Source organism: Dactylosporangium sp. CS-033363 (assembly GCF_050942475.1).
Classification (GTDB): domain Bacteria; phylum Actinomycetota; class Actinomycetes; order Mycobacteriales; family Micromonosporaceae; genus Dactylosporangium.
In genome coordinates this window covers 8,303,220-8,329,199 of the sequence record NZ_CP192032.1, presented here as the reverse complement: position 1 = coordinate 8,329,199, position 25,980 = coordinate 8,303,220, and the positions used below count along the sequence as shown (strand labels likewise).

Below are 25,980 nucleotides of genomic sequence, written 5' to 3'. Positions count from 1 at the left end.
CCTTCAGCGCGGCCTCCAGCCGGGTCTTGGCGTCGGCCGGGAGTTGGCCGCCGTTGGCCAGGGCCTCGCGGACGACGGCGCGGAACGGCTCAGCGCTTGTAGCCCTTCAGCGCGGCCTCCAGCCGGGTCTTGGCGTCGGCCGGGAGTTGGCCGCCGTTGGCCAGGGCCTCGCGGACGACGGCGCGGAACGTCTCGGAGAACTGGGCGTAGTGCGGGGTGACCGGGCGGGTGCGGGCCGAGCGGATCGCTTCGAGCAGCGTGGGCGCGTACCGGTAGCGCTGGACGACCTCGGCGTCGCGGTACACGATCTCGCGGGTGGCGGCGAACCCGCCCCGCTCGAACAGGATCTGCTGGCTGCGCTCGCTGGTGAGGAACTCGATGAGCTGCCGGGCGGCGTTCGGGCGGCGGCTGTGGGCGGAGACGGCGAGGTTCTGCCCGCCCAGCGCGCTCGGGCCGGGCAGCCGGGTGACGCCGAACCGCAGCGCCGGGCGGGTGTCGGTGGCGGGGCTGGCGGCCGGTCCGGGGGTGCTGCCGGGCGCGGGCGCGAGGGCCGGCGGCGGGTCGAGGGTCCGGTGCGCGACCGGCCAGTTGCGCATGAACAGTACCTTGCCCTCGGCGAAGGCCTGGGTCGCGGCCGCCTCGTCGAAGGTCGCCGAGGCGGGCAGGATCACCTGCGGGGTCGACTTCTGCAGGCCCGACGCGAGCCGGGTCAGCCCGTCCTGGGCGGCCGAGGAGTCGATGACCACGGTGCCGTCGCCGTCGACCACGTCGCCGCCGGCGCCCCAGATCGCCTCCAGCGCGTTGACGGTGAGGCCCTCGTAGTCGGCGAGCTGCCCCGCGTACCCGGCGCTGGGGCGGTCCTTCTCGGGGATCGCGCCGAAGCCGGTCAGGACCGACTGGGACGCGGCGACCAGCTGGGGCCAGCTCGTGGGGGCGGTGCCGACGTAGTCGTCGCGGTAGTACAGCATGCCGGCGTCGGTGTTGAACGGCAGCGCCCACAGTTCGCCGTCGTAGCGGCAGGTGGCCAGCGGCGCCGGCAGGAACCCGCCCGTGTCGGGGTCGTCCAGGGCGCGGATGTACCCCTGGGAGGCGAACTCCGCCGTCCAGGTCACGTCGAGGTTGTAGATGTCGGCGTCGCCCTTGCCGCCGCCCTGGGCCCTGGCGACCATCTCGCTGCGCTGGGCGTCCGCCACCGCCGCCAGCTCCTCGATGCGGGCCTGGTTGCGGGGGTGCAGGGCGTTCCACTGGTCGACGAGGGCCTGGCGCTGGTTGCCGTACCCGTCGTCGCGGCCGGAGAGGATGACGAGCTCGCCGTCCTCGGGGTCGTGGCTCGGCTGGAACTGCGCGACGACGAGCGTGACGAGCAGCGTGGCCGCCACCCCCGCGCAGACCGCGACCAGGAAACGCCCGGCTCGCTCCACTGTGGACCGATCGCCCGGCACCGGCGGGTCCCCTTTTTTGGCGGGCGGCCTCGGTGGGCGCGTGGCTGGGTCATCCGTCATTCGTGGGCTCGCCTCCCCAGAGCAGGCCGAACAGGTCCGTGAGGATGTCGCCGATGTCGCCGGTCGCGGCGTCGTAGCAGGCGCCGCCGGAGTGCGCGGTGATGTCGCGCAGGCCGAACGCGCCGCAGCTGGCCTCGCCGATCGCGATGACGAAGACGCGGACGCCCTTGTCGTGCACGCGGTTGTCGACGCCCGCCGGGTCGAGGCCGCTGGTGTCGTTGCCGTCGGTGAGCACGACCAGGCCGGCGATCTGCTCGTCGAGGTCCCGCGCGGCGTCGGTCACGCCGTCGCCGACGGTCTGCAGCAGGGGCGTGTCGCCGCCCGGCCTGACCTGGGCGAGCGCGTCGGTGGCGGCCTTGGCCCGCGGTACACCGGCGATGGGCACGTCGGCTCTTCCCAGCGGCACGAGGTCCCTGGTGTTCGGGAAGACCCGCAGGCCGAACTCGTCGCGGCCGCTCATCAGGGCGAGGGCCTTGCCGACCCCGGCGGAGGCGACCTGGAACCGGGTCTGGCGGCCGTCGGCGAGGGTGGACATCGAGCCGGACACATCCAGGGCGAGGAGGATGCGGCCGGGGCGGCGGGCTTGGGAGTACCGCTGCAGGGTTGTCCTGATCGTCTCGGGGGACGGCGGGCGGCGCTCGAAGGCGATCCCGGCATGCGCGCCGAAGCGGTCGGACAGCGGGTCGGCCACGTCGAACAGGGGCGGCGGCCGCAGTGCCGTGCGGACCAGGGCGCGCTTGCCGTCGTCGCGGCCGAGCCAGCTCTCGAAGTCCTTCACGGCGGCGGTGGCCGCGGCCGCGGTGGTGTCCCAGCCGAGGCGCACGAGCGGGTGGTCGGCGCCGATCGTGTCGCGCGGGTAGAAGGCGACCAGGGCCTGCTCGGCGTCCGGCGGGCCGGTGCCGAGGTCGCAGCCGAGGCCCTGGTTGTACCGGACGAGGCTCTGCTCGGTGGTGAGGACCGCGGCCCGGCGGGGGTCGCCGGCGCGCTTGCGGCACAGCAGCTCGGTGCTGTCGGCGAGCGGGAACCCGCCGGCGTCCAGGGAGCGCTCGATGCGCTGCTCGATCGCGCGGGCGGCGGGCCCGTCGGCCTTCGTCCGGTCGTAGAGCACCGTGGTGGCCAGCGAGCCCGCCCCGGACACCGACGGGTCGGGGCGCACCACGTCCCAGCCGCGGCGGACCACCTCGTCCCACAGCTGCTTCCAGGTGAGCTCCTCGCGGCGCGCGGCGAGGTCGTCGGGCACCGCGGCGGCGGGCACCCCGAGCACCACCGGGGACGCGGCGATGACCCGCTGCCCGGCGATCGGCACCGGTACCGCGAACCGCGCCGCCGCGTCCCGCGCCGCGTCGACGTCGGCGGTGGAGTCGGGCAGCCACACGTCCGGCCGCGGCCCGACCTGGCGCAGCGCGTCGTTCGTCCAGCCGCTGCCGATCGCCTCGCGGGCGGCGTCGGGTTTCGCGGCGTACACGTACAACTCGGCGCCCGGACACCCGTGGTCGGCGGCGGCCGTGGCGGACTCGTAGGCGTCGGCGAGCTGCCGCACCGCGTCCAGCTGCTCCGGCGACGTGAGCACCCGCACCGCGGCCGGCCGGTCGCACCCGCGCAGCCAGCGCTTCGTGAAATCGACGGTGGGCGGCGCGAGGTACCCGATGGCCAGCGCGACCAGGCACAGCCCGCCGACGAAGCCGAGCACCTTCGGGGCGAAGAAGATGCGCAGCTTCTGCAGGACGTCGCCGGACCAGTGCAGGACCGACTCGAACAGCCCGGCCGCGAACAGCCCGCCCAGCCCGCCGATGATCGACCCGCCGATGAGCATGGCCCACCGGGCGAACGACGCGGGCTGTCCGGTGGAGAGCTGCTGCAGGGCGATCCCGGCCCCGGTGAACAGCGCGACGAGGATGGAAACCAGCGGCCGTGCGGATTCCTTCTCCTTGTCGGCCATGGTCCTATCATGCCCCTCGATGTGCCGCGCCGCCGTCTATGCTCTCGCGATGGCCGACTTTGATGTGCTGGTGCTCGGCGGGGCCGGGGTGGACACGATCGTGCGCGTGCCGGAGCTGAAGCTGCCGGCGAGCGACGTCCTGTCGGTGCCGCCGATCCGGGACTACGTCGCCCACTCGGGCAACGGCGTGGCGCTGGGCTTCCATGCGCTGGGCCTGCGCACGCGCTTCGCCGACCTGCTCGGCGACGACGCATTCGGTGCGCTGATCCGGGCCCGGTATGCCGCGGTGGGCCTCGACCACGTCAGCATCCCGGCGCCGAACGGCACGCCCCGCAGCGTGAACCTGGTCGACGCGGCCGGTCGCCGGTTCTCCTTCTTCGACGGGCGTCACCCGGACGGGTACCGCTTCCCGGAGGACTTCTACCTCCCGCTCGTCGAGCGCGCCGCGCACGTGCACGTGGCCACCGACCGCACCCCGGCCGTGTGGGCGGCGGCGCGGGCGCGGGGCATCACGACCTCGACGGACGTGCACGCCTGGAACGGCGTCGACGACTGGGCCCGGCCGATGGCGAGCGAGGCGGACGTCGTGTTTCTCAGTTCCGCGGCGGTACCGTCGGCGATCGACGACGTGATGCGCGCGATCGCGGCCGGCGGGCGGGCGTCGGTCGTGGTCGCGACCGAGGGCGACCTGGGCTGCCGGGTGCTGGCGGACTCGACGATCACGCGCTACCCGGTCGCCGCGCCGTCGCGTCCGGTGGTCGACTCGAACGGTGCCGGGGACGCGTTCAGTACCGCCTTCATGAGCCGCTGGCTCGACGGCCGCCCGTTGCCGGAGTGCGCCTTGGCGGGGGCCGTGTCCGGTGCGTTCGCGTGCGGTGCCGTGGGCACGCACGAGGAGCTGATCTCTTCCGATGCGCTGGCCGCGGGTATGGCTTCGGCGTCGTCTACCTGGGGTCCGCGCGTGTCGGATTGACGGCGCAACGTTGTAAATTGGTGCGTGCGCGCGATCCTCGGGGGAATGCGAATGCGTGTCCGGCTCACCCGGCTGTTCAAGCTGGGCCTGGCCGCCGCGGTCGTGGGCGCCCTGCTCACGGCCGAGAGCAGCATGTGGCTTCGCACCGCCGCGAACGGTCACATCTACACCGTCGCCACGGTCCCGGCCGCGCCGGTGGCCATGGTGCTCGGCGCGCAGGTGTACGACGACGGCACCCCGTCGCCGTTCCTGGAGGCGCGGCTGGAGCTGGCCCGGCAGCTGTACGCGGCGGGCAAGGTCAAGGCCATCCTGGTCTCCGGCGACCACATGGACTGGGGCTACGACGAGCCGGGCAGCATGTGGCTCTGGCTGAACTCCCACGGCGTACCGGCGGGCCGCATCATCGAGGACCACGCTGGCTTCGACACCTACGACTCCTGCGCAAGGGCCAAGCGCGTCTTCGGCGTGGACCAGATGATCATCGTGACCCAGGCCTTCCACCTGGAACGGGCCGTGGCCCTGTGCCGCCACCTGGGCGTCGACGCGTCCGGGGTGGGCGACACGACGATGGCCAAGTTCCGCGGGCCGTGGTTGAAGGCGTCGATGCGCGAGTACGGCGCCGCGGACAAGGCCGCCTTCGACGTCCTGACGGGCCGCGACCCGGTCTTTCTGGGCCGGCGCGAGACGTCGGTGCAGGACGCTCTGAACCAGGGATAATCGGTGTTGTGACACCGTTGCTGGGCACCGAGCTTCCTGTTCTGGCCGCTCCCATGGCCGGCGGCCCGACGACGCCGGCCCTGGTCCGCGCCGCGGCGAGCGTGGGCTCGATGGGCTTCCTGGCCGCGGGCTACTTGTCGGCGGCTGATCTGGCGGCCCGGATCGCGGAGGTGGACGGCCTGTTCGGGGTGAACGTGTTCGCCCCGAACCCGGTGCCGGTGGACCCGGCGGAGTTCCGCGCGTACGCGCAGCGCCTGCAGCCGGATGCCGCACTGTTTGGCCTGGACCTGACCGCCGCCAGGATCGTGGAGCACGACGACGACTGGTACGCCAAGATCGACCTGCTGATCTCGCGCCCGGTGCCGGTCGTGTCCTTCACGTTCGCCCTCCCGCCGGCCGCGGTGGTCGCGTCGCTGCGCCGGGCCGGCACCGTGGTCCTGCAGACGGTAACGTCCACAGTGGAGGCCCGGGCGGCGGCTGACCTGGGCGTGGACGGCTTGATCATCCAGTCCGCGGCGGCCGGGGCGCACTCGGGTACGTTTTCGCCCGGAAATATGCCGAAAAATGCGGATTTGCCGGATTTGGTACGCGCGATCTTGGCGGAGGCGGCGCTGCCGGTGATCGCCGCAGGCGGGGTGGGCACGCCCGACGACGTGACGGCCGCGCTGGCCGCGGGCGCACAGGCCGTGATGGTGGGCACCGCGCTGCTGCGGACCGACGAGAGCGGCGCGTCGGCGGTACACAAGGCCGCACTGGCGGAGGCCGCGGGTTCAGGCGCGCCGCCGACTGGCCCGGCCGCGGGTTCGGGCGCGCCGCCGGCGGGGTCGGCCGCAGGTTCGGGTGTGGCGCCGACCGGCCCGGCCGCGGGTTCAGATATGGCGCCGGCGAGGTCGGCCGCCGGTTCGGGTGCGCCGCCGACTGGCCCGGCCGCGGGTGCAGGCGCAGCGCCGGCGGGGTCGGCCGCCGGTTCGGGTGTGGCGCCGACCGGCCCGGCCGCGGGTGCAGGCGTGGCGCCGGCGAGGCCGGCCGCAGGTTCGGGTCGTGCGGGCGATGCTGGGCGCGGCGAAGGCGTCAATCCCCAAGCCCCTCAGTCCACTGTGGATCGAAGTGCGACCCTCCTCACGCGGGCGTTCAGCGGGCGGCCCGCCAGGGCGTTGCGCAACGGGTTCACCGAGCGGCACCACCAGGCGGCGCCGGCCGGGTACCCCGCCGTGCACTACCTCACCTCGCCGCTGCGCAAGGCCGCCGCGCAAGCCGGGGACCGCGAGCGCGTGAACCTCTGGGCCGGCACCGGGTTCCGGTTCGCCGCTGCTGGTCCGGCCGGGGCGGCTCTCGTTGGGCTGGCGTCGAAGGCATAGGTCCGGGCGGGGCGGCTCGTTCTATCCCTCATCCTACCCAAGTCGAAAAAGTTGGATCTTGCCCGCATCACGCTCCGCGACAAGCCGTCACCAGCAGTAGCCGATCACGAAGCCAGGCCTCGCTCGTAGGCATAGCGAACTGCCTGCGCACGGTCCCGTACGCCGATCTTTGCGAACAAGCGATTGATGTGTGACTTGACAGTGACCTCCGAGACGTAAAGTCGTTCGGCAATTTCGCGGTTCGACAGGCCTGACGCGATCAAACTCAGGACCTCGGTCTCCCGAGCCGTCAAGCCGTCAACCGGAGCCGCCGCGACAACAGGAGCCGCGCCACCCTGCACCGCCGCGGCCAGCAAGCGCTGCTGTACCTGCGGATCCATGACCGACTGGCCCGCCGCCGCGGCCCGCACCGCCTGGGCGATCTGCACTCGGCCCGCGTCCTTCGTCAGGTACCCCAGGGCGCCCGCCTGCAGAGCGGCCAGGATGTGGTCGTCGTCCGCGTACGTCGTCAGGACCACCACCCGCGTGCCCGGGTGCGACGCGCGAATCGCGCCCGTCGCCGACACGCCGTCGCGCCGGGGCATGCGCAGGTCCATCAGCACCACGTCAGGGCTGAACCGCGCCACCAGCTCCAGGCACGCCTCGCCGTCCGCGGCCTCGCCGACCACCTCCACGTCGTCCAGGAGGCTCAGCATCAGGGCCAGACCCTCGCGTACGGCGGTCTGGTCGTCGGCCACGACAACGCGGATCGTCACCCTGGCATCTTCACATCCACCAGCCAGCCGTCCTCCGTTGGCCCGGCCGCGAAGGTGCCGCCCGCCAGCTCGGCGCGCTCACGCAAGCCCGTCAGGCCGTACCCGGAAGACAGCCCCGTCGTCGGCGGACCCGCCGGGCCCGAGTTGCGCACGGAAAGGCGGACGTCCGAAGCGCCGTACTCCAGCCGGACGGCAACAGCGCTCCCCGGGGCGTGTTTGCGCACGTTCGTCAGCGCCTCCTGGGCCGTCCGGTACAGCGCCAGCCCCGTCTCCGCGCCCAAGTCGCGCGGGGCGCCGACCAGCGAGAACTCGTGGTCCGCCGTCAGCTCGCGCAGGAGCTCCGGCAGCGGCACCGGGTCGCCGCGCAGGGCACTCACCGCGCGTCTCGTCTCCGTCAGGCCGTCCCGGGCCAGGCGGCCGGCGCGGTCGACGATGACGGCCGCGTCCGCCGCCCGGTCGCGTTCCAGCAGGGCGGCGGCCGTCTCCAGCTGCAGCGACAGGGCGGACAGCGAGTGGGCCAGCACGTCGTGGATCTCGCGGGCCAGGCGGGCCCGTTCGGCCAGCGCGGCCGCCTTGGCCTGCTCGTCGGCAAGAGCGGCCGCGCTGGCCGTGCGCTCGCGGCGGATCGTACCCAGCAGCAGGATCAGCAGCATCGCGCCCGCCCAGATGACGACGGTCTCCAGCGGGGCGCCGAGGATCGCGTGCGTGCCGGCCAGCAGCACGGCGCCGGTGCCGGTCATGATCGCGGCGGTGCGGAACGGCAGCGAGGCGGTCGCGACCGTCACGGCGGCCAGGGCGTAGCAGCCGGCGATGCCCCCGTGCTGGGCCACGGTGAGGGCGACACCCACGACCATGCAGGCGCCCACGGTGTACGGCTGCCAGCGCGGCGCCCCCACCCGCAACGTCATCGCCACCCACGCCGAAGCGGCGAGCACGACGCCGCAGAGCAGGACGAGCCCCCGGCCGGACGTGCCGGGCCGGGGGTCGTCCTGGAACATCGCGACGGTCAGGATGACCAGGATCACCAGGCTGCGCAGCTGGCGGTACCGGTACAACCGCTGGGGCGTCACAAACTCGAACACCGCACCAGTGTCAGCCACGCCGGGCGGCGCGGAGGCATCAGCCACGGCGGGCGGCACGGCGGGCACCGCGCGGGGCGAACGGCGCACCGGTGGCGATCGCGCGCCGCCCGACGATCGCCGCCTCGCCGAGGAAGCTCAGGCCCAGGATCACCAGCAGGCCCGCGGTGAGCAGCGCGGAGTCGGCGTGCAGGGCGCGCCCGGCGAACGTCTGGCCGGCCCGCAGCACGATCAGGCCGAGCCACACGGCGATGGTGACGAGCGTGTAGCGGTACCAGACGTGGCCGTTCTGCACGAAGACCTTCACCGTGAGACCGCGCACGACGCCGCCCAGCACCGCGAGGACCGCGCCGGCGCCCAGCACGGCGCCGTCGACGACCGGGTGCTGCACCGCGGTGGCGAAGTCGACCTGCGAGATGGAGTACCCGCCGATGAGCAGCAGCACGACCGGCACGACGATCAGGCGGCGGGCCTCGAGGGGCTCGCCCGCGAACCGGCGGATCATGACGAGGACGATGGCGGCGACGGCGATCAGCAGCGTGGTCGTGTTCATGTCCATGAAGGTATGGATCGGCGGCCGGAAGAGCCGCCACCCACGGGTGGAACTCAGGGTGGAGAAACGACTCCAACCGCCCGCGCGGCCGCGGGGACGTGGCTGAGCTCCTGGGCCCGGGCCAGGGCCGCGCACGCCGAGTCGCGCGAGCCGGTCGCGAGCGCGTGGACGCGGCGCAGATCGGGCTCGGCGAACGCGCTCTGCCCGGGCAGCCCGGCCTCCAGCGCGGCCGCCGCGATCGAGGCCGCCTCCGCGCGCCGGTCGAGGGTCAGCAGCGCCTCCGCGTAGAGGGCCTCCAGCCGCCCGAACCGCCGCATCGCCGCGCCCAGGTCCGCCCGCGCCGTGGCCATCCGCGCGAGCCCGGACGCCTCGCCGGTGCGCACCTCCGCCCACCCCAGAACCAGAGAAGCCAGGCTCTGGTACTCCCCGTGCCCACCCCGCTCCGCCAGCCCCAGCGTCTCCCGGGACGCCGCCGCGGCCGCTGCGGGATCGTCCCGGTCGGCCGCCACGACGGCGGTGAAGTGCGCGACGTACATGTCCAGGAACAGCTCGCCGACCCGCCCCGCCCGGGCCCGCGCCGCCCGCAGGTGGGCCTGCGCGGAGGCGTCGTCGCCGAGCAGCCCGCACGCGATCGCGGCCGGCGCGAGGGCGCCGATGACCGGGTCCCAGTTGACGATCGGGAACACCGGCAGGTCCCCGCCGGGCAGCGCGGCGAGCGCGTTCTCGTAGTGCTTGTGCGCCCGCGGCAGGTCCGGCACGGCCAGCGCGGCGTGCCCCTCGTGCACCTCGGCCACCACGGCCGCCCAGGGGTCCCCGGGACCGTGCGACGGGGCGCGGGCCACGGACACGGCCCGCTGCACGTCCCCGGCCGCCGTGTGGAACGACGCATAGCCCCAGAGCGCCGGCAGCACGTCCAGCACCGGCCGCCCGCGCAGCCGCAGCAGCAGCGGCTCCATCGCGGCGTACTGCTCCGCGGCCACCGGCGCCAGGTACCCGTCGCTCGCCTGCCGCATGTACGCCAGCCGGATCCGCAGGTCCAGCTCGGCCACGTCGCGCCGCTCGCCTGCCGGGACCCGGCCCAGCAGCTCGAGGCCCTCGTCGAGCAGCTCGGTCGCCTGCTCGTGCGCGGTCCGCTCGTACGCCTCCCGCGCCGCCTCCGCCAGGGCCGGCACCACGTCGTACGGCGACAGCACCGGCAGCGCCGCCCGCAGGTGCCCGGCCAGCTGGGCGGCGGTGCCGAGCCCGGTGTCGCGCAGCGCCTGGGCCGCGCGGGCGTGCAGCCGGGCCCGGCGCAGCGGCCCCTGGTCCTGGTACGCGGTCTGGCGCACCAGGTCGTGCGAGAACCGCAGCAGCCCGGGGTCGTCGGTGGCGGTCAGCAGCCCGGCGACGACGGCCGTGTCGAGCGTGTCGAACAGCGCCAGCTCGTCGATCTGCACCACGTCGCGCAGCACCGGCACCGCCACGTCCCGGCCGAGCACCGCGGCGACCGCCAGCACCGCGTTGACCTGTCCCGGAAGCTTCGCGAGCCGCCGCCGCACGACCTCCTGGACGCGCACGGGCACGTGCTCGGGCGACAGCGTGTGCTCGGCCACGAGGACCCGCAGCAGTTCCACCACGAAGAACGGATTGCCGCCGGTACGGTCGGCCAGCATCGCCACCGTCCCGCCCGGCACCTCCCCACCGGTGACGGACCGGGCGAGCGCCGCGATCCCGTCGGCCCCGAGCCCGTCGAGCGGCATCCGCACCGCGGCCGGATCGGCGACGAGCTCCGCGAGGACCCCGGCGAGCGGCGCCCCGGGCGCGAGCTCGGCTTCGCGGTACCCGACGGCCAGCAGCACCCGGCTCCCGCGCAACGCCTTGGCGAACATCGTCAGCAGCACGGTCGAGGGCGCGTCGAGCCAGTGCGCATCGTCGAGCACGACGACGAGCGGCGAGCTGCTCCCCAGCCGCCCCAGCCCGTCCACGATCCCGCGCAGCAGCCGCGACCGGGCCATCTCGGGGTCGGCGATCCGCTCGGCCGCGGGCAGAGCAAGCACGTCGCCGAGGGTCGGATCGAGCACGGCGGGCAGGTTCCCGTAGGGCGCGAAGGCCTCGGCCAAGGCTGTGGCGCCGCCACCGGCGAGATCTCGCAGGATCTGCGCCCACGGCAGGAACACGGGCGGCGCCTCCCCGTCGACCCCGGCCCCGGTCCCGACCAGTCCGCCGGCCCGGGCGCAGACCTCCCGCAGCAGCGCCGTCTTCCCAATGCCTGGACTCCCGGAGACGAGCAGCATCCGCCCGTGCCCCGCCGCCGCCTCGGCCAGCAGACGGTCGGCGGTCCGCAGCTCCTCGTCCCGCCCGATGAGCACCTCACGGTCCACCGAATCCGACACGCTGCGCATGTCGGAAATGTCGCCGCCGGAACCCGAAATCGCCACGGGCGGCGCCGAAGTCGGCGAAACCCCCAAGGCCGCCGCCGGGCCCGCCAACGCCGGCGACTGCCGCAGAATGTCCTGCGCCAGCTGCTGCAGCGAAGGCCCCGGCTCGATCCCCAGTTCCTCGGCCAGCCCCTGCCGCGCCCGCGAGAACGCCGACAGCGCGTCCGCCTGCCGCCCGCTGCGGTACAGCGCCAGCATCAACTGCCCCCACAGCCGCTCCCGGTACGGCGCCTCGGCGAGCGCGGACTCGGTGCGGTACACCACCTCGGAGGCGCGGCCCAGGGACAGCAGCGCCTCGGAGTGCCGCTCGATCCCCGTCAGCCGCAGCTCGACGAGGCGGCTCCGCTCGGCCCGCGCGAGCGGCGAGTCCCCGAGCTCCGGCAGCGGATCCCCCCGCCACAGTTCGAGGGCCGCCGTCAGCGACCGCAGCACGTCGGCCGGGGAGTCCAGCGAACGCTCGACGGCGGCCGCGAACCGGACGGCGTCGACGGAGTCGGGCGGCACCTGCAGCACGTACCCGGGGGAGCGGCTCACCAGCACCGCCGAGCGGTCCCGCGCCGTGCGGCCGGGCTCCAGCGCGCGGCGCAGCCGGGACACGTACGCCTGCAGGGACGCGATCGCCCGCTCCGGCGGCTCGTCGGACCACAGCTCGTCGATGAGCCGCTGCACGGAGACGATCCGGCCGGGCTGGGTGGCGAGCATGGCCAGGACGGCCCGCTGCTTCGGCGTGCCGGTGTCGACCGGGCCGGCCTCGGCCGAGACCTCGAGCGGGCCCAGGATGCGGAACTGGAGGATGCCAACCCCCCCGACCAGGACAGGGCCGGGAGTGCAGGCTCCACGGCGAACGTCCGCCGAGCGTACGGGCCGGGACGGCCCCGCCGGGAGCCCGGCGCGGGAAATCCGACCGAACGTCTTGCAGAATGCTAGCCGTGAAGGTGCTCGACACGACGATGCACTACCTGGACTCCGGCGGGGACGGCCCGCCGGTCGTGTTCCTGCACGGCAACCCCACCTCGTCGCGGCTGTGGGAGCCCGTCCTGGAGCGCGCGGACCTCGGCGGGCGCCGGGCGATCGCCCCGGACCTGGTCGGCATGGGCCGCTCGGGCAAGCCGGACCTGGAGTACCGGCTCGCCGACCACGTGGAGTACGCCGACGCGTTCCTCGACGCGCTCGGCCTCGCCGACCCGGTGCTGGTCACGCACGACTGGGGCGTGGCCATCGGCTTCGCGCTGCTGCGCCGCCGGCCGCGGATCCCGGCGATCGCGTTCATGGAGGGCCACCTGCGCCCGCTGGCCGGGTGGGAGGAGTTCGACGAGGACGGCCGGGACGTGTTCCGCCGGCTGCGCACCCGGGGCGAGGGCGAGCGGATGGTGCTCGACGAGAACTTCCTCATCACCGAGGTCGCGCCGGGCTACGCCGAGTTCTACCCGGACGCCCGCTCCCGCCGCCCGCTGCTGCAGTGGACCCGGGAGATCCCGATCGCGGGGGAGCCGGCCGACACCGCCGCGCTCATGGCCGCCGGATGGGCGCACCTCAGGACGAGCACGATCCCGAAGCTGCTCGTGTACGGCGAGCCGGGCGTCGTCATCACCGCCGGCAAGGTCGCGCTGTGCCGGGACGAACTGCCGAACCTGACCGTCGCCGCGGTACCGGCGTCCGGGCATTTCCTGCCCGAGGAGGCGCCGGAGGAGGTGGCGCGGGCGCTGGGTGGATGGCTCCGTACATTGGGCACATGAGCGCTCTCGAGGAGATCGAGCGGGCCGGGTACGTCAGCCTGACCTCGTATCGCAAGGACGGCACGCCGGTCGCGACGCCGGTGTGGCACGCGGTGCACGGCGGCGAGGTGTTCATCATCTCCGTCGCCGACGCCTGGAAGGTCAAGCGCATCCGCAACAACGCCCGGGTCGAGCTCACCCCGTGCAACGTGCGGGGCACCCTCAAGCCGGGCGCGACGCCCGCGGCCGGCACCGCGCGGCTGCTCGACGAGGCGGAGACCGAACAGGCCCGGCGGTACATCGCCGGCAAGTACTTCCTGTCCCGGGCCGGCAACTTCTTCACGCGCGTTCTGAGGCTGAAGCGGCCGCCGGTCATCGGCATTGCGGTAGCCATATGAAAAGGGCCCGGGCGACGCGCGGCCCGGGCCCTTCCCAAGAGAGCAACTAGCCCAGCGTGACGGCCGCGTCGTCGATGACGAACGAGGTCTGCAGCGAGGAGTCCTCGGTGCCGCTGAACTTGATGGCGACCGCCGCCCCGGTACCGGTGAAGGTGTAGCTCTTCAGCTGGTAGCCGGAGGCCTTGTTCAGGTTGGACAGCGTGCCCAGCGTGGTCGAGCCGGCCGTGACGGTCAGCTTGTCGTACTGGACCGTCGTGGTCGTCTCGGCCGAGTCGATGTGCACGTAGAACGACAGGGTCGCCCTACACCCGGACGGGACGGTCACCGACTGCTGGATCGCCTCGGTGTGGGTCGAGCCGTAGCCGTCCAGCCAGGAGCTGTACGTGCCGCCGTGGGCGGCCTGGCCGGAGCTGGCCCACTGGCCGATGCTGCCGGTGGTGCCGGTCCACGACGCCGCGCCGGACTCGAAGCCGCCGTTGAGGAGCTTCTGGCCGGAGCAGGTGCCGGTGGGCGGCGTGGTGGTCGGGCCACCGGTGGTGGGCGGCGGCGTGGTGCCGCCGGTGCAGGTCGGGTCGCCCGACTGGGCCGGCACCGACACCGCGTCCCACGCGGCCTTGACCGTGTTGAACTGGGTGCAGCTGCCCGGGAACAGGTTCTTGGCCGCGGTCAGCGTCCAGGTCCGGTACTTCAGGTACGACGACGACGAGGTCTTCATCAGCATCGCGTTGTACATGACCTTGATGGCGTTCTGGATGCCCAGCGGGTTGCTGACGGTCGAGCCGTTGCAGGTCGGGCTGGACGGCTGGCCGTTGCCGGCGGAGCCCTGGGCCATCAGGTAGAACCAGTGGTTGCCGGGACCGGCGGCCGCGTGGACCTCCGAGCCGGGCGTGCTGCTGCTGTAGCAGTTCGAGTCACCCACGGCCGACGGGTTGTACATGTTGCGGATCGGGCCGCTGCCGACCAGGTTGACCTCCTCGCCGACCAGGTAGTCCGGCGGGTCGTTCGGGTTGTTCGCGAACCACTCGGTGGCCGCGCCGAACGTGTCCGCGACGAACTCCTGGGTGCCGCTCTTGGAGATGCCACCCGGCGTGGTGTCGTCGATGCCGTGACCGGCCTCGTGGCCCACGACGTCGGCGGAGGCGATCCACTGACCGGCGGTGTTCTTGCCGATCTGGATCTGGGTGCCGTCGTAGTAGGCGTTCTGGTCGTTCAGGCCGACGCGGATCGGCCAGCCGCCGCCCGAGCCGTTGAAGCCGTTGCGGCCCAGCCACGAGGACAGCATGCCGAGTTCCTTCTGCGCGACGTAGAGCGCGTCGACGCAGCCGGTCTCCCGGTTGGTGCCGGTCCCGTTGCCCCACACGTCGTCGCTGCCGGAGAACACGGTGTTGTTCGCCGCGTCCTGGCAGGAGACGTTGGTGTAGTTCGGGTCGCGCATGCTGTACGTGCTGCCCGACTGCGTGGTGTTGATCGTCACCGAGCCGTTGATCCAGCCGGTGCCGGTGCCCGCCATGACGTGCTCGGTCTTGTCGAGCACGGCGCCGGTGGAGGCGTCGACGTCGACGGTGAGGCGGCTGATGCCCTCGGCACCGATGCCGTTGATCGTGGTCTCGTAGGCGAGCTTCGCCGTGCCGTCGACCGTGTAGACCACCAGCGAGGTGCCCTCGACGTTGTTGACCGTCGTGAGCTGCTTCTTGGCGACGGCCTCGGCGGACGAGGCGGAGATGCTGGGCGTCGTCGAGAGGTTGCCGATCGCCTTGGTCTGCGCGACCGACGTGTACGTCGTCGCGCCCGACTTGTCCGTGGCGACGACGAAGTCACCGCCCTTGACGTGCAGGCCCTTGTACGTGCGGTCGTACGCGATGTACTTCGAGTTGCCGTAGGCGGTGACCGACTTCTGCACGTACGCCTCGTCGGCGCTCGGCTGGATCACCGACGGCTTGCTCTTGACGAACGCGTCGACGGATTGGGCGGCGGCGGCATTGGAGACCTCGACGGCATCCGTGGACGCCGATGCAGTCGTGGCTTGAACGGCCGCGGCCGTGCCGGCTGTGACCAGCCCGACCGCGAACACTCCGGCCGCTGTAGCGAACCGTGGGGAGAGCTTCAAAGGGTGCCTTCTTTCAGCAACGACCCAACCTCACCGGGGAATTTGTGAGCGGGCGGGCCGGAACCAATGGAGGTCACGCGCTCGTCGAAGCGTCTGGAGGGCCCCTGTGCGCGCCGTACTCAGGCCCGGAATCCGCATCGACTTGCAGCGATGCGAGGACGATCACACAGATGAGAAGAGTTGGACAAGGGTCGATGCCCTAGACGGACCCTCGCCCCCACCCTGTACTTCCGGCGTCGAAACATCCCAGAAATCTCGCGCTCTGTAGATCTGGGAGCCCCTTTACCGCTACTGATCGTTAACTGTTAACAGATGGTACGGTTCTGCGGTGCAACCCGAGCCGGCCGATGCGGTGGCCGCCCTCGTCTCGGAATACGGGATCGCGGGCCGCCGAATCCGGGAGATGATCGCCACCCTGGCCGCCGGTCCGACGACCCTCGACGATCTCGTCCGGGCCCACGCCGCCCCCCGCCGCACCGCCGAGGCGCTCCTGCGCGCGGCCGGTGCGGACCTGCGCACCGAGGGCGGCACGGTCCTCCTCGATCCCTCGGTCGTCCCGGTGTACCGCGACCGCTTCGCCCTCGCCGCCCTGCCCGGCGTGCCGGCGGTACCGGGGATGGCGGCCTTGATCGCGAACGCGCCCAAGGCCGACCGCGCCCTCGACCACGTCTCCGCCACCGCCGGGACCGCCGAGCGGCGCGCGCAGTGGCTGGCCAGCACCTACGACCTGGCCGGCGCCCGGCTGGTGTGCGTCGGCGACCACGACCTGACCTCGCTCGCCGTGGCGAAGGCCTGCCCGGACGCGAAGATCACCGTCGTCGACGTCGACGAGCGGCTGCTGGCCTACATCGACGCGCAGGGCGCCGGGATCGCCTGCTACCACGCCGACCTGCGCTTCGGCCTGCCCCCGGCGGTCGCGGGGAGCGGCGACGTGATCTTCACCGACCCGCCGTACACCCCGGAGGGCGTCCAGCTGTTCCTCGGCCGGGGCGCCCAGGCGCTGCGGGACCGGGCCAACGGCCGGCTCGTGATGGCCTACGGCTTCAGCCCGCTCACCCCCGCGCTCGGGCTCAAGGTCCAGCGCGCCGTGCTCGACCTGGACCTCGTGATCGAGGCGATGCTGCCGGCGTTCAACCGGTACCACGGCGCCCAGGCCGTCGGCAGCGCCAGCGATCTCTACGTCTGCCGCCCGACCGCCTCCACCTGGCAGGTCCTCGACCGCCGGCTCAACGCCCTCGCCGGCTCGGCCAACATCTACACCCACGGCGAGCAGTCCCTCGAAGCCGACACCCCGAAGCCGGATGCCGCCAAGGGTCCCGCGCGCATTCTCGGCGGCGGGCCGGTGAAGGCGGACGAGCTGACCGTGGACCTCACCGGCGACCCCGGCCCGTGGCTGGCCCGGGTGCTGCTCGCGCTCAACGTCGCCAAGGTCGCGCTGCTGGTCCCCAACAACCACCCCGACCTGCGCGACGAGCAGTCCCAGGCCGCGCTCCGGGCCCTGGTGGGCGGGAAGTACGAATTGCGGCTGCTGCGCAGTACACCCGGACCGAGACAGGCGACCGTGGAAGCCACCCTGCGCCCGGACGACGGCGTCGCGGGCTGGCTGCTCACGCACGTCCATGGCAAGATCGGCAACGTGCTGCGCGACGCGCTGATCCGCGCCGACCCCGCGCTGAGCAGGGCCGCCGCCCAGGCGCGGGCCGCCGAGCTGATCGGCCGGGACGACTTCCTCGACGCGCGGCTGATCGACCTGCCGCGGCACGCGATCCTGTCCCTGCTGCGGTCTTGACCGCGCTCTGGCGGGACCGGAACTTCGCGGTCTTCCTCGGCGTCCAGACCCTCTCCGCGTTCGGCGACGCCTGCACGTTCGCCGCCGTCCCGCTGCTCATGCGCACCGGCTCGGTCTCGATCACCGACCTGGGCTGGATCCGCGCCCTGTCGGCGGTGGCCACGCTGGTCACCGGGGTCTTCGCCGGCGTCATCGCGGACCGCTTCGACCGCCGCCGCATCCTGCGCCGGTGCGACCTCGCCCGGTTCGCGCTGCTCGGGGTCATCCCGCTCGCCTGGCTCGCCGGTCCGCAGCCGTGGCTGTTGTACGTCGTGCTGCCCGCCGCCGCGGTGTTCTCGATGATCTTCCAGGTCACCTACGTCGCGGTGGTCCCCGCGCTGGCGCCGCCGGACCGGATCGCCGAGGCGAACGGGCTGCTGTACGGCGCCTACTCCGTCGCCTACCTGGCCGGCCCCGCGGTCGCCGGCCTCGTCTCCCAGGGCGCCGGCCCGGTCTACGCCATCGGCCTCGACGCGATCTCCTTCGCGCTCTCCGCGGCCGGCATCTACCTGGTCAAGCTGCGCGGGCCGGGCACCGCGGGCACCGAGCGCGGGCTCGGCGCCGGGGTCCGCTTCATCCGCCGCCACCCGGTCATGCTGCCCCTGACCGTGCTGCTCGCCGTGCTGATCTTCTTCACCTCGAGCCTCAACGACGTCATCGTGTACCACCTGATGGCCGGGCTCGGCCAGCCCGACGCGATCATCGGCCTGGTGCTGACGGCCGGGGTGCTCGGCAGCACGTTCGCCGCCGCCGCGGTCGCCCCGCTGCGCCGCCGGGCCGGGTTCGGGGCTACCTGGATCGGCGCGTTCTCCCTCGCCGGGCTGGTCGTGGCCGGGATCGGGCTGGCGGACAACGTGCCCCTCGTCGCCGTCCTCGCGGCCGCGGTGACCCTGTGCACCGGGATCGCCGGCATCTCCTCGGTGTCGCTGCGCCAGGAGGTCACGCCGGGGCACCTGCTGGGCCGGGTCACGGCGGCGTTCTGGACGCTGCAGCTCGTGCTCGCCCCGGCCGGCGACGCGGCGCTGACGTTCTCGGCGAAGCATTTCGGGGTACCGCTGACGCTGTCCATCGCCGGCGCCGCCGTCACGCTCACGGCGCTGGCCGCGCTGTTCACCCCGATCGCCCGGCGAACAGCCGCCGCGCCGCCTCCTCCCACATAGCCACGAGATCGGTCCCGGCCTGGTCGCGCAGCCACTGCAGCTGCAGCCCGTCCATGGTCGCCATGATCTGCCGGGCCAGTGCCGGCTCAGCCAGGTCCGCGAACGCCCCCAGGACCTTGCGCTGCCGCTCGGCGAAGTAGTCGTGCGCGGGATGCTCCGGGGCCAGGGACTCCGCGGCCAGCACCGCGAACAGCCGCACGATCTCCGGCTGCCCGGCGTTGCGGCGCACCAGCGCGGCGCACAGCTCCCGCAGGTCGCCCGGCACCGGCTCGCCCAGCGCGCGGCGGTCCTCCTCGTCGCGGTGCTCCAGCACGGCGACGAGCAGGCCGTCCTTGGACCCGACGTGGTGCAGCAGCCCCGGCACGGTCAGCCCGCACGCGTCGGCCACGTCCTGCATGGACAGGCCCCAGAAGCCGCGCTCGGCGACCAGTGCGGTCGCCGCCGCGAGGATCTGGCCGCGCCGCTGCTCGGCCGGCAACCGCGAGCGCTCGCGCCGTGCCATCCGTGTCACCCAACCCTTGTCGCGCCGTCTCCCACGGAGCTATGTTACGCGTTAGTTACTACTTACTAGGTACTCAGTAAGGGGCCGGACATGGAGATCGAGCAGCAGGCCGCACTCACCAGCGGCGCCGACTTCTGGCACACCGAGGCCGTCGCGGACGTGCCGGCGATCATGGTCACCGACGGCCCGCACGGCGTGCGCAAGCAGGTCGAGGGCGAGGGGCACGGGCTGCTCGACAGCGAGCCCGCCACCTGTTTCCCGCCCGCCGTGGCGCTCGGCTCCACCTGGGACCCGGCGCTGGCCAGGCGGGTCGGCGCCGCCCTGGCCGAGGAGTGCCTGGCGATGGACGTGGCCGTGCTGCTCGGCCCCGGCATCAACCTCAAGCGCACGCCGCTGGGCGGGCGCAACTTCGAGTACCTGTCCGAGGACCCGATCCTCACCGGCGCCCTGGCCACCGAGTGGGTCGCGGGCCTGCAGGGCGGCGGGGTCGGCGCCTCGCTCAAGCACTTCGCGATCAACAGCCAGGAGACCGACCGCATGCGGGTCAGCGCCGACGTCGACGAGCGCACGCTGCGGGAGCTGTACCTGCGCGCGTTCCAGCGGGTCGTGCAGGTCGCGCGGCCGTGGACGGTGATGTGCTCGTACAACCGGATCAACGGCACCTACGCCAGCCAGCACCACTGGCTGCTGACCGAGGTGCTGCGCGACGAGTGGGGCTACGAGGGCCTGGTCGTCTCCGACTGGGGCGCGGTCGTGGACCGGGTCGAGGCGGTCCGCGCGGGGCTGGACCTGACCATGCCCGGTCCCGATCCGGCGGGCGACAAGGCCCTGGCTGCGGCGGTACGGGAGGGTGCGCTGCCCGCCGCCGCGCTGTCCACCGCCGCGGGGCGGGTCGAGTCCCTGGTGCGCAGCGCGCTGGCGGCGGCGAGGCCCGGGGCGACGTACGACGCCGACGCCCACCACGCGCTCGCCCGCGAGGTCGCGAGCCGCGCCGTCGTGCTGCTCAAGAACGAGGGCGACCTGCTGCCGCTCGCCGCCGGCACCCCGTCGATCGCGGTGCTGGGGGAGCAGGCGCGCACACCGCGGTACCAGGGCGGCGGCTCCTCGCTCATCAACCCCACGCGGCTGGACAGCGCGCTGGACGCGATCACCGCCCTCGCCGGCGGCCAGGTCAGCTTCGCGCCGGGCTATGACGACGTCGAGGCGGCCGTGGCGCTGGCCCGCGAGGCGTCCGTGGCGATCGTGTTCGCCGGCTCCGAGGGCGAGACCGAGGGCTCGGACCGCACCAGCCTGGACCTGCCGGCCGCGCACCTGGCGCTGATCGAGCGGGTCGCGGCGGCCAACCCGCGCACCGTCGTCGTGCTGTCCAACGGCGCCGTCGTGCGCACCGCGCCGTGGGACGCGGCCGTGCCCGCGCTCGTCGAGGGCTGGCTGCTCGGCCAGGCCGGCGGCGCGGCCCTCGCCGACGTGCTGTTCGGCGTGGTCAACCCGTCCGGCCGGCTCGCCGAGACGATCCCGCTGCGCCTCGCCGACCACCCCTCGCACCTGGACTTCCCGGGCGAGCAGGGGCACGTGCGCTACGGCGAGGGCGTGCACGTCGGGTACCGCGGCTTCGACGCCCGCGAGCAGGACGTCGCCTACCCGTTCGGCTTCGGCCTGTCCTACACCACGTTCGCCTACTCCGGCCTCGCGGTGTCCGATGTGGACGGCGGCCTCGAGGTCCGCGTCACCGTGGCGAACACCGGCGCCCGCGACGGCCGCGAGGTCGTGCAGGTCTACACCTCGCTCGGCGCCTCCCGGGTGCGCCGCGCGCCCCGCGAGCTGAAGGCCTTCGCGTCGGTACCGCTCGCGGCCGGCGAGTCCGCCGAGGTGGTGCTCCGCGTCGAGGCGGGCGACCTGGCCTACTGGGACGTCGAGCTCGGGCGGTGGGTCGTCGAGGCCGGGGAGTACACGGTGGCCGTCGGCTCCTCCTCCCGCGACCTGCGCGCGACCGCGACCGTCACGGTGGCCGGCGACGACGAGCGCCGCGAGCTGACGGCGGAGTCGACGATGGCCGAGTGGTTCGCCGACCCGCGCGGCGCCGCCGCGCTGACCGAGACCTTCGCGGCGGTGGCCGCGGCGGGCGGCGGGGCGATGGCGGCGACCGCGGCCGACCCGGAGATGTTCTCGCTCATGGCCAACATGCCGCTGAACCGGATCGCCGCCTTCGCGGGCGACGCGTTCGGCCCGGACGCCATGGCGGCGCTGCTCAAGGCCGCGAACTGAAGGTCATCGCTCTCGCGGGCGGCGCTGCTCAGGGCCTCGAGCCGAAGGTCCGCACGTAGCGCCGCTGCCACGGGGTCTCCACCGCGTGCGGGTGGTAGTGCCGGCGGACGTAGGCCACGGCCTCGTCCGCCGGGACGCCGTCGAGGACCGCGATGCAGGCCAGCGCGGTGCCGGTGCGCCCGCGCCCGCCCAGGCACGCGACCTCGACCCGCTCGTGTTCGGCTCTGTCCAGTGTTTCCTGAAACGCTTGTCTCGCTCTTGTACGGTCGGTGGGCAGCCAGAAGTCCGGCCAGCGCAGCCAGATCGAGGGCCACCGCATCGCGGGCTCCCGGCCGAGCAGATACAGGCCGAAGTCCGGCGGGTCGGCCGTTTCCTTGAGGGCCCGCCCCCGGATCTCGCGACCCGAGGGCAGCCGTAGCGTCGTCACGGCTTCGGGCGGAAGCTCGCGAAGATGATGTCGAGGTCGCCGCGGGCGCCGCTCCAGTCGCTCTCGGAGGTCGACCACCAGATCCCGTACGCCTGGTGGTCCGACGTCACGATGCCCCGGTTGTTCACGTGCTGCGGCCCGTTGCTGTAGGTGAACTCCCAGTCGGCGGCGGCGACGAAGTAGTTGTCGACCTTGCGGATGCCCAGGCCCGTGTAGTTCTTGTAGTAGCTGCCGCCGCGGTCCTTCTCCTGCGCCTTCCAGTCGGCGACCGGGTCCGGCTGCGGGTCGTTGGTCTGGTCGATGCCGAGCGTGCGCCCGTTGCCCCGGAAGTAGATCCGCGGGCCGTCGAACGACTTCTTCCAGCCGGCCGGCATGTACACCGAGAAGCCCGTCTCGTCGTGATAGTCGATCCACCCCGCCGGCAGCGGCGGCAGCGTGCCGGAGGCGGTGTTCACCTTCTGCGGCGTGGAGCTGGTGGCGGGCGGGTTGCTGGGCGCGCCGGTCGTCGGAGCGGCGCCACCACCGGCCTGCGACGTCGCCGCGGCGCTGGGCGCGGGGGCGGCGCCGGCGGCGGTGGTCTGATTGGTGCCGGTGGCCTGCTTGTCGCCGTTGCCATCGTCATCGGTACTCACCGCGAACCACACCAGCAGCGCCGCCACCACCACGGCGGCGACGCTGCCGATCAGGATGCCCCGCCGCCGCTTCTCGTCCTGCGTCCTCTTCGGCGGCGCAACCACGGGCGCCACGGACCCGGCCACGCGCGTGTGCGACCGCGGTTCGGACCGCGCTTCGATCCTGGTCTGCGGCGCTGTGTCGGCCTTGGGCTGCTCCCGCACCGCGGCGACCGGCTCGGCCCCCCGCTGCACCGCGACCGGGGCGAGCGGCTCGACCTTGGTCTCGGGTTCTTCCGCGGGTTCTTCCTCGGTGGCGGTCTCGGTGGCGGTCTCGGGTTCGGCCTTCGCCGGCGCCTCGGGTTCCGCGGTCTCGCGCGGGGTCCACGTGGCGGACTCCGTCTCCGTGGCCGGCGCCGCCGTCGCGGGCTCTTCGGCCGCCGTCTCGCTCGCGGCGGCCGTCTCGCTCCCGACCGCCGTGTCGTTCGTGGCCGCCGTCTCGTTCCCGACCGGCGTCTCGTTTCCGTCCGCCGTCTTCACGTTCGCGTTTGCCGCGACCGGCGTCTCGACCGGCGTCTCGACGTCTGCGGGTGCTGTTGCGGCCGGCGTCTCGACGTCTGCGGGTGCTGTTGCGGCCGGCGTCTCGACGTCCGCGGGTGCCGTCGCGGCCGGCGTCTCGACCTCGTCCTCGATCTCGTCCGCGGCCGCCGTGCCGAAGACCGGGCCCTCAATCACGCCCGATTTATCGGAAACGGCGGTATCAACCGGTCGCTCTGCCTGGGCCGGCGCGGCGGCGGGCGGCGGCACGACGGCCTTGCCCCGCACCGCGGACGCCCCCGAGTAGACGGAGCCCGCCGCGGGTGGGGCGACGACCGGCGGGATGGCGGGAATCGGCCGGATCGGGCGCTCGGGCCGGGTCGGGGTGCGCTGCGCGGGGACGGCGGGCGCCGCCTGCTCGGTACGCCCCCAGCCGCCGAGCCAGGAGCGCTTCTTCTTCGCCTGCTCCGGCCGCAGCAGCGCCCGCCGCAGCAGCTCGTCGGTCTGCGCGAAGTCCGCGCGGGCCTTGGGATCCTTGCGCAGCAGCGCCCGCAGCGCCGGCGTCAGCGCCCCCGCCCGCTGCGGCGGGTCGGCCTCCTCGGACGCGAGCGCGGACAGCGTCTCCATGGCGGAACCGCGGCCGAACGGGGAGCGGCCCTCGACCGCCGCGTACAGGGTGGCGCCCAGGGACCACAGATCACCGGCCGGCCCGGCGATCCCCTCGCGGGCCCGCTCGGGCGCGATGAACTCGGGCGAGCCGAGCACGAGCCCGGTCCGCGTGACGTGCCCCTCACCCTCGACCCGGGCGATGCCGAAGTCGGTGAGCACCACGCGCCCGTCCTCGGCGAGCAGCACGTTGCCCGGCTTGATGTCCCGGTGGTCGACCCCGGCCCGGTGCGCGGCCCGCAGCGCGTCGAGCACCGCCAGCCCGATCTCCGCCACCCGCCGCGGCGGCAGCGGCCCGTCCTCGCGGATGACCTGATCGAGCGACCGCGACCGCACGTACTCCATGACGAGCCACGGCTGCCCCTCCGCCGCCAGCACGTCGTAGACCCGCACCACGTTGGGATGGCTCAGCCGCGCCGCCGCCCGCGCCTCGCGCAGCGTCCGCTCCATCGCCACGTCCCGGGCGCTGTCCAGCAACTCCGGGGGCAGCACAATCTGCTTGACCGCAACGTCCCGATGCAACGTCTCGTCCCGGGCGCGCCACACCCGCCCCATGCCCCCGACACCAAGCGGCTCGAGCAGACGATAACGATCGGCAACGACGGGGGGCGCGGCGGTCATGCAATATTGTGTACCCGAAGGATCTCGCCACCACGCACACCCCTCGCCCGTGTGTGTCGCCGGACAGATTTCCGACCTGAGGCAACCGCCCGCCCCGAGATCGGCGTCACCCCACCAGCGCACAGGCCGCCCCGGGATCGCGCCCCGGCAAGCCCGCCGCCCGTGACCGCGTCCCGGCCATCCGTCGCCGTCGTCACCCGCCCGCGTGGCGTTGTCGACGCGATCGCGGCGAGTGCGTGCCGGGGTCGGAGCGGCTCGGGCCCGTGCGGTTGTCGCTCAGTCCGGGTGGGCGTCGGCGCGGATCATGTCCCGTGGCCGTTCCCGATGGCACCACGCGCCAAATTGTGTGCACCCGGTTCGCACCCCGGGGGTTCGGTGGCGTCCTCCCGTGGTGCGGCCGGTCCGTCCGATCTCATGACAGTGCGCGCATGATCGCTCGCCTACCGTGGTTGCAGGTCGGTTGCGCGCAGGGAGGAAGTACGGGTGGGCGAGGCGCTGTTCAGCATCGGTGGCATGCGCGGGGAGGCGATGCTCCTGGCGTACCTCGTCGGCGGCCTGGCCGTCTTCGGCGCGGCCTTCCTGCCGGGGAACACCCCGCTGTACCGGGTGGTCTGCCTCGTGCTCGGCACCGCGATGGCGGCCTGGGCCGGCAAGGTTCTGCTGCTCGGCGGGTTCGTCTACGTCAACGCCCTCGTGATGCTGGCCCCGCTGCTCCTGCTGATCCGGGGCGGCATCGGCGCCCTTCGCAGCGCCCTGACCCGCCCGGCCCGCACGCCGCTGCTGCGCACGCACCCGGCGGCCGCGCGGCAGTTCGGCGACGCGTCGTTCCAGCCGCACCTCCCGGCGGCGTACGCCGCACAACAGCGGCAGGCCCCCCTGGCGTACGCCACCGTGCACGCCGCCTACCCGGCCGCGTCGCAAAATGGTCATGCGTCGCAAACTGGTCACGCGCTGCAGGTCACGCAAGCGGGGCGAAGCGGTCACGGGGCGCCGATCGGCGCGCTCGACCGGGCGTCGTGGTCCGGCTACGTGGCGGAGTCGGCCGAGATCACGAACGCGGCCCCGCTGACCACGGCCACCGGGCCGATTGACGAGCAGTCACGCTTCGTGGTGGAGCGGGCGCGGCCGGCGTTCGCGCCGCACGGGCACGGAGAGCCGGCGAAGCACGCCGCGCAGCCGAGTGGTCACATTCCGCGCCAGACCCGCGGTCGCGGGGCCGATGTGATGAATCCGTCGGCCGGAAGGGCCCGGCACCGCGCGTCCTGATCGGGGCAAAGCAACGTATAAAGAGCGGCATGACCCCGATGCGGGAGCCGACGTTCCTCATCCTGACCGCCCTCGCGGTGCGGCCGATGCATGGGTACGCCGTGATCCAGGAGGTCTCCGAACTCTCCGGCGGCCGCGTGGTCCTGCCGGCCGGAACGCTGTACGCCGCGCTGGACCGCCTCACCGCCGAGGGGCTCGTCGCGCCGGAGGGCTCCGAGGTCGTCGACGGCCGGCACCGGCGCTACTACCGGCTCACCGAGAACGGCGCCGCCGCCCTGGCCGCCGATGCGGAGCGTCAGCGCCGCAACGCCGCCGCGGCCGCCAAGCGCCTCCGCCTGCGGGCGGCGGAAGCCCGATAAAAGCCCCGCCTCCAAAAAGGACGGCGGGGCGTTCCAGGGTCAACGGGTCGGGCCGGCCCAGGGGCTGAGCATGATCTTCCACCTCTCCGATCGCAGAAACTGCCGATCGACACCCTGCCCCACGCCCCTGACGTGCCGCTGAAACAGCGAAATCAGGCGGCGGGCGGCGAGAAACCGGGCATATACGAAATGTCGGAAATGTCGGGCGCGCCAGCGCCCGACATT

20 protein-coding genes are annotated in these 25,980 nt (G+C 73.5%); 10 read left to right on the top strand and 10 right to left on the bottom strand.

The window, feature by feature from the left end:
• Positions 1–89: 89 nt before the first annotated feature.
• Positions 90–1,442: an extracellular solute-binding protein gene (locus ACQPZ4_RS38365; protein ID WP_433047299.1), complete on the bottom strand. Its 1,353-nt coding sequence runs from the start codon at positions 1,440–1,442 to the stop codon at positions 90–92.
• Positions 1,443–1,491: 49 nt separating this feature from the next.
• Positions 1,492–3,441: a substrate-binding domain-containing protein gene (locus ACQPZ4_RS38360; RefSeq protein WP_433047296.1), complete on the bottom strand. Its 1,950-nt coding sequence runs from the start codon at positions 3,439–3,441 to the stop codon at positions 1,492–1,494.
• A gap of 49 nt (positions 3,442–3,490) precedes the next feature.
• Between ACQPZ4_RS38360 and ACQPZ4_RS38355 the strand changes: the two genes are divergently transcribed.
• The 3 genes from ACQPZ4_RS38355 to ACQPZ4_RS38345 are packed head-to-tail and all read left to right on the top strand — an operon-like array spanning position 3,491 to position 6,489.
• A complete protein-coding gene (locus tag ACQPZ4_RS38355) occupies positions 3,491–4,414 on the top strand; it encodes a carbohydrate kinase family protein (protein ID WP_433047293.1) in 924 nt (307 codons plus the stop codon).
• A gap of 45 nt (positions 4,415–4,459) precedes the next feature.
• Complete coding sequence (locus ACQPZ4_RS38350; RefSeq protein ID WP_433047290.1) at positions 4,460–5,131, top strand: SanA/YdcF family protein; 672 nt, start codon at positions 4,460–4,462, stop codon at positions 5,129–5,131.
• Between the two features lie 8 nt (positions 5,132–5,139).
• On the top strand, positions 5,140–6,489 hold the full coding sequence (locus ACQPZ4_RS38345) for a nitronate monooxygenase (protein ID WP_433047287.1): 1,350 nt from the start codon (positions 5,140–5,142) through the stop codon (positions 6,487–6,489).
• A 104-nt stretch (positions 6,490–6,593) separates the two neighbouring features.
• Here the strand turns inward: ACQPZ4_RS38345 and ACQPZ4_RS38340 are convergent, their stop codons facing one another.
• Genes ACQPZ4_RS38340 through ACQPZ4_RS38325 form a run of 4 tightly spaced genes read right to left on the bottom strand, consistent with a single transcriptional unit; the run spans position 6,594 to position 11,995 of the window.
• Positions 6,594–7,244, bottom strand: coding sequence for a response regulator (locus ACQPZ4_RS38340; protein WP_433047284.1), 651 nt, complete (start codon positions 7,242–7,244; stop codon positions 6,594–6,596).
• The gene (locus tag ACQPZ4_RS38335; protein WP_433047281.1) at positions 7,241–8,326 is read right to left on the bottom strand and encodes a sensor histidine kinase; all 1,086 of its coding nucleotides are present in this window, start codon (positions 8,324–8,326) and stop codon (positions 7,241–7,243) included. The genes ACQPZ4_RS38340 and ACQPZ4_RS38335 overlap by 4 nt, the downstream gene beginning before the upstream one ends.
• A gap of 37 nt (positions 8,327–8,363) precedes the next feature.
• Positions 8,364–8,876 carry a hypothetical protein gene (locus tag ACQPZ4_RS38330; protein ID WP_433047278.1) on the bottom strand — a complete coding sequence of 171 codons (513 nt, stop codon included), beginning with the start codon at positions 8,874–8,876 and terminating at the stop codon, positions 8,364–8,366.
• A gap of 53 nt (positions 8,877–8,929) precedes the next feature.
• Positions 8,930–11,995 (bottom strand): BTAD domain-containing putative transcriptional regulator, encoded by a 3,066-nt coding sequence (locus ACQPZ4_RS38325; protein ID WP_433047275.1) that lies wholly within the window; start codon positions 11,993–11,995, stop codon positions 8,930–8,932.
• A gap of 227 nt (positions 11,996–12,222) precedes the next feature.
• Between ACQPZ4_RS38325 and ACQPZ4_RS38320 the strand changes: the two genes are divergently transcribed.
• Together ACQPZ4_RS38320 and ACQPZ4_RS38315 are read left to right on the top strand one after the other, a co-directional pair.
• Positions 12,223–13,029: a haloalkane dehalogenase gene (locus tag ACQPZ4_RS38320; protein WP_433047273.1), complete on the top strand. Its 807-nt coding sequence runs from the start codon at positions 12,223–12,225 to the stop codon at positions 13,027–13,029.
• A complete protein-coding gene (locus ACQPZ4_RS38315; RefSeq protein ID WP_433047271.1) occupies positions 13,026–13,406 on the top strand; it encodes a PPOX class F420-dependent oxidoreductase in 381 nt (126 codons plus the stop codon). Before ACQPZ4_RS38320 ends, ACQPZ4_RS38315 begins: the two co-directional genes overlap by 4 nt.
• A 46-nt stretch (positions 13,407–13,452) precedes the next feature.
• On the opposite strand, the gene ACQPZ4_RS38310 is transcribed toward ACQPZ4_RS38315, so the two are convergent.
• On the bottom strand, positions 13,453–15,477 hold the full coding sequence (locus tag ACQPZ4_RS38310) for a M4 family metallopeptidase (RefSeq protein WP_433047268.1): 2,025 nt from the start codon (positions 15,475–15,477) through the stop codon (positions 13,453–13,455).
• 364 nt (positions 15,478–15,841) lie between these two features.
• On the opposite strand from ACQPZ4_RS38310, the gene ACQPZ4_RS38305 reads away from it, so the two are divergent.
• Both ACQPZ4_RS38305 and ACQPZ4_RS38300 read left to right on the top strand, forming a co-directional pair.
• A complete protein-coding gene (locus tag ACQPZ4_RS38305; RefSeq protein WP_433047265.1) occupies positions 15,842–17,302 on the top strand; it encodes a bis-aminopropyl spermidine synthase family protein in 1,461 nt (486 codons plus the stop codon).
• The gene (locus ACQPZ4_RS38300) at positions 17,299–18,501 is read left to right on the top strand and encodes an MFS transporter (RefSeq protein ID WP_433047262.1); all 1,203 of its coding nucleotides are present in this window, start codon (positions 17,299–17,301) and stop codon (positions 18,499–18,501) included. Before ACQPZ4_RS38305 ends, ACQPZ4_RS38300 begins: the two co-directional genes overlap by 4 nt.
• Here ACQPZ4_RS38300 and ACQPZ4_RS38295 read toward each other — a convergent pair.
• Positions 18,452–19,003: a TetR/AcrR family transcriptional regulator gene (locus ACQPZ4_RS38295; RefSeq protein WP_433047260.1), complete on the bottom strand. Its 552-nt coding sequence runs from the start codon at positions 19,001–19,003 to the stop codon at positions 18,452–18,454. The two genes, ACQPZ4_RS38300 and ACQPZ4_RS38295, sit on opposite strands and share 50 nt — an antisense overlap.
• Before the next feature lie 90 nt (positions 19,004–19,093).
• Here ACQPZ4_RS38295 and ACQPZ4_RS38290 point away from each other — a divergent pair, with 90 nt between their 5' ends.
• Positions 19,094–21,268 carry a glycoside hydrolase family 3 C-terminal domain-containing protein gene (locus ACQPZ4_RS38290; protein ID WP_433047257.1) on the top strand — a complete coding sequence of 725 codons (2,175 nt, stop codon included), beginning with the start codon at positions 19,094–19,096 and terminating at the stop codon, positions 21,266–21,268.
• 28 nt (positions 21,269–21,296) lie between these two features.
• Here the strand turns inward: ACQPZ4_RS38290 and ACQPZ4_RS38285 are convergent, their stop codons facing one another.
• Positions 21,297–21,695 carry a protein-tyrosine phosphatase family protein gene (locus ACQPZ4_RS38285; protein WP_433047254.1) on the bottom strand — a complete coding sequence of 133 codons (399 nt, stop codon included), beginning with the start codon at positions 21,693–21,695 and terminating at the stop codon, positions 21,297–21,299.
• The gene (locus ACQPZ4_RS38280; protein ID WP_433047251.1) at positions 21,692–24,130 is read right to left on the bottom strand and encodes a protein kinase domain-containing protein; all 2,439 of its coding nucleotides are present in this window, start codon (positions 24,128–24,130) and stop codon (positions 21,692–21,694) included. Before ACQPZ4_RS38280 ends, ACQPZ4_RS38285 begins: the two co-directional genes overlap by 4 nt.
• A gap of 483 nt (positions 24,131–24,613) precedes the next feature.
• Between ACQPZ4_RS38280 and ACQPZ4_RS38275 the strand changes: the two genes are divergently transcribed.
• On the top strand, positions 24,614–25,396 hold the full coding sequence (locus ACQPZ4_RS38275; protein WP_433047248.1) for a hypothetical protein: 783 nt from the start codon (positions 24,614–24,616) through the stop codon (positions 25,394–25,396).
• A 29-nt stretch (positions 25,397–25,425) separates the two neighbouring features.
• A complete protein-coding gene (locus ACQPZ4_RS38270) occupies positions 25,426–25,755 on the top strand; it encodes a PadR family transcriptional regulator (protein ID WP_433047245.1) in 330 nt (109 codons plus the stop codon).
• The last annotated feature ends 225 nt before the right edge of the window (positions 25,756–25,980 follow it).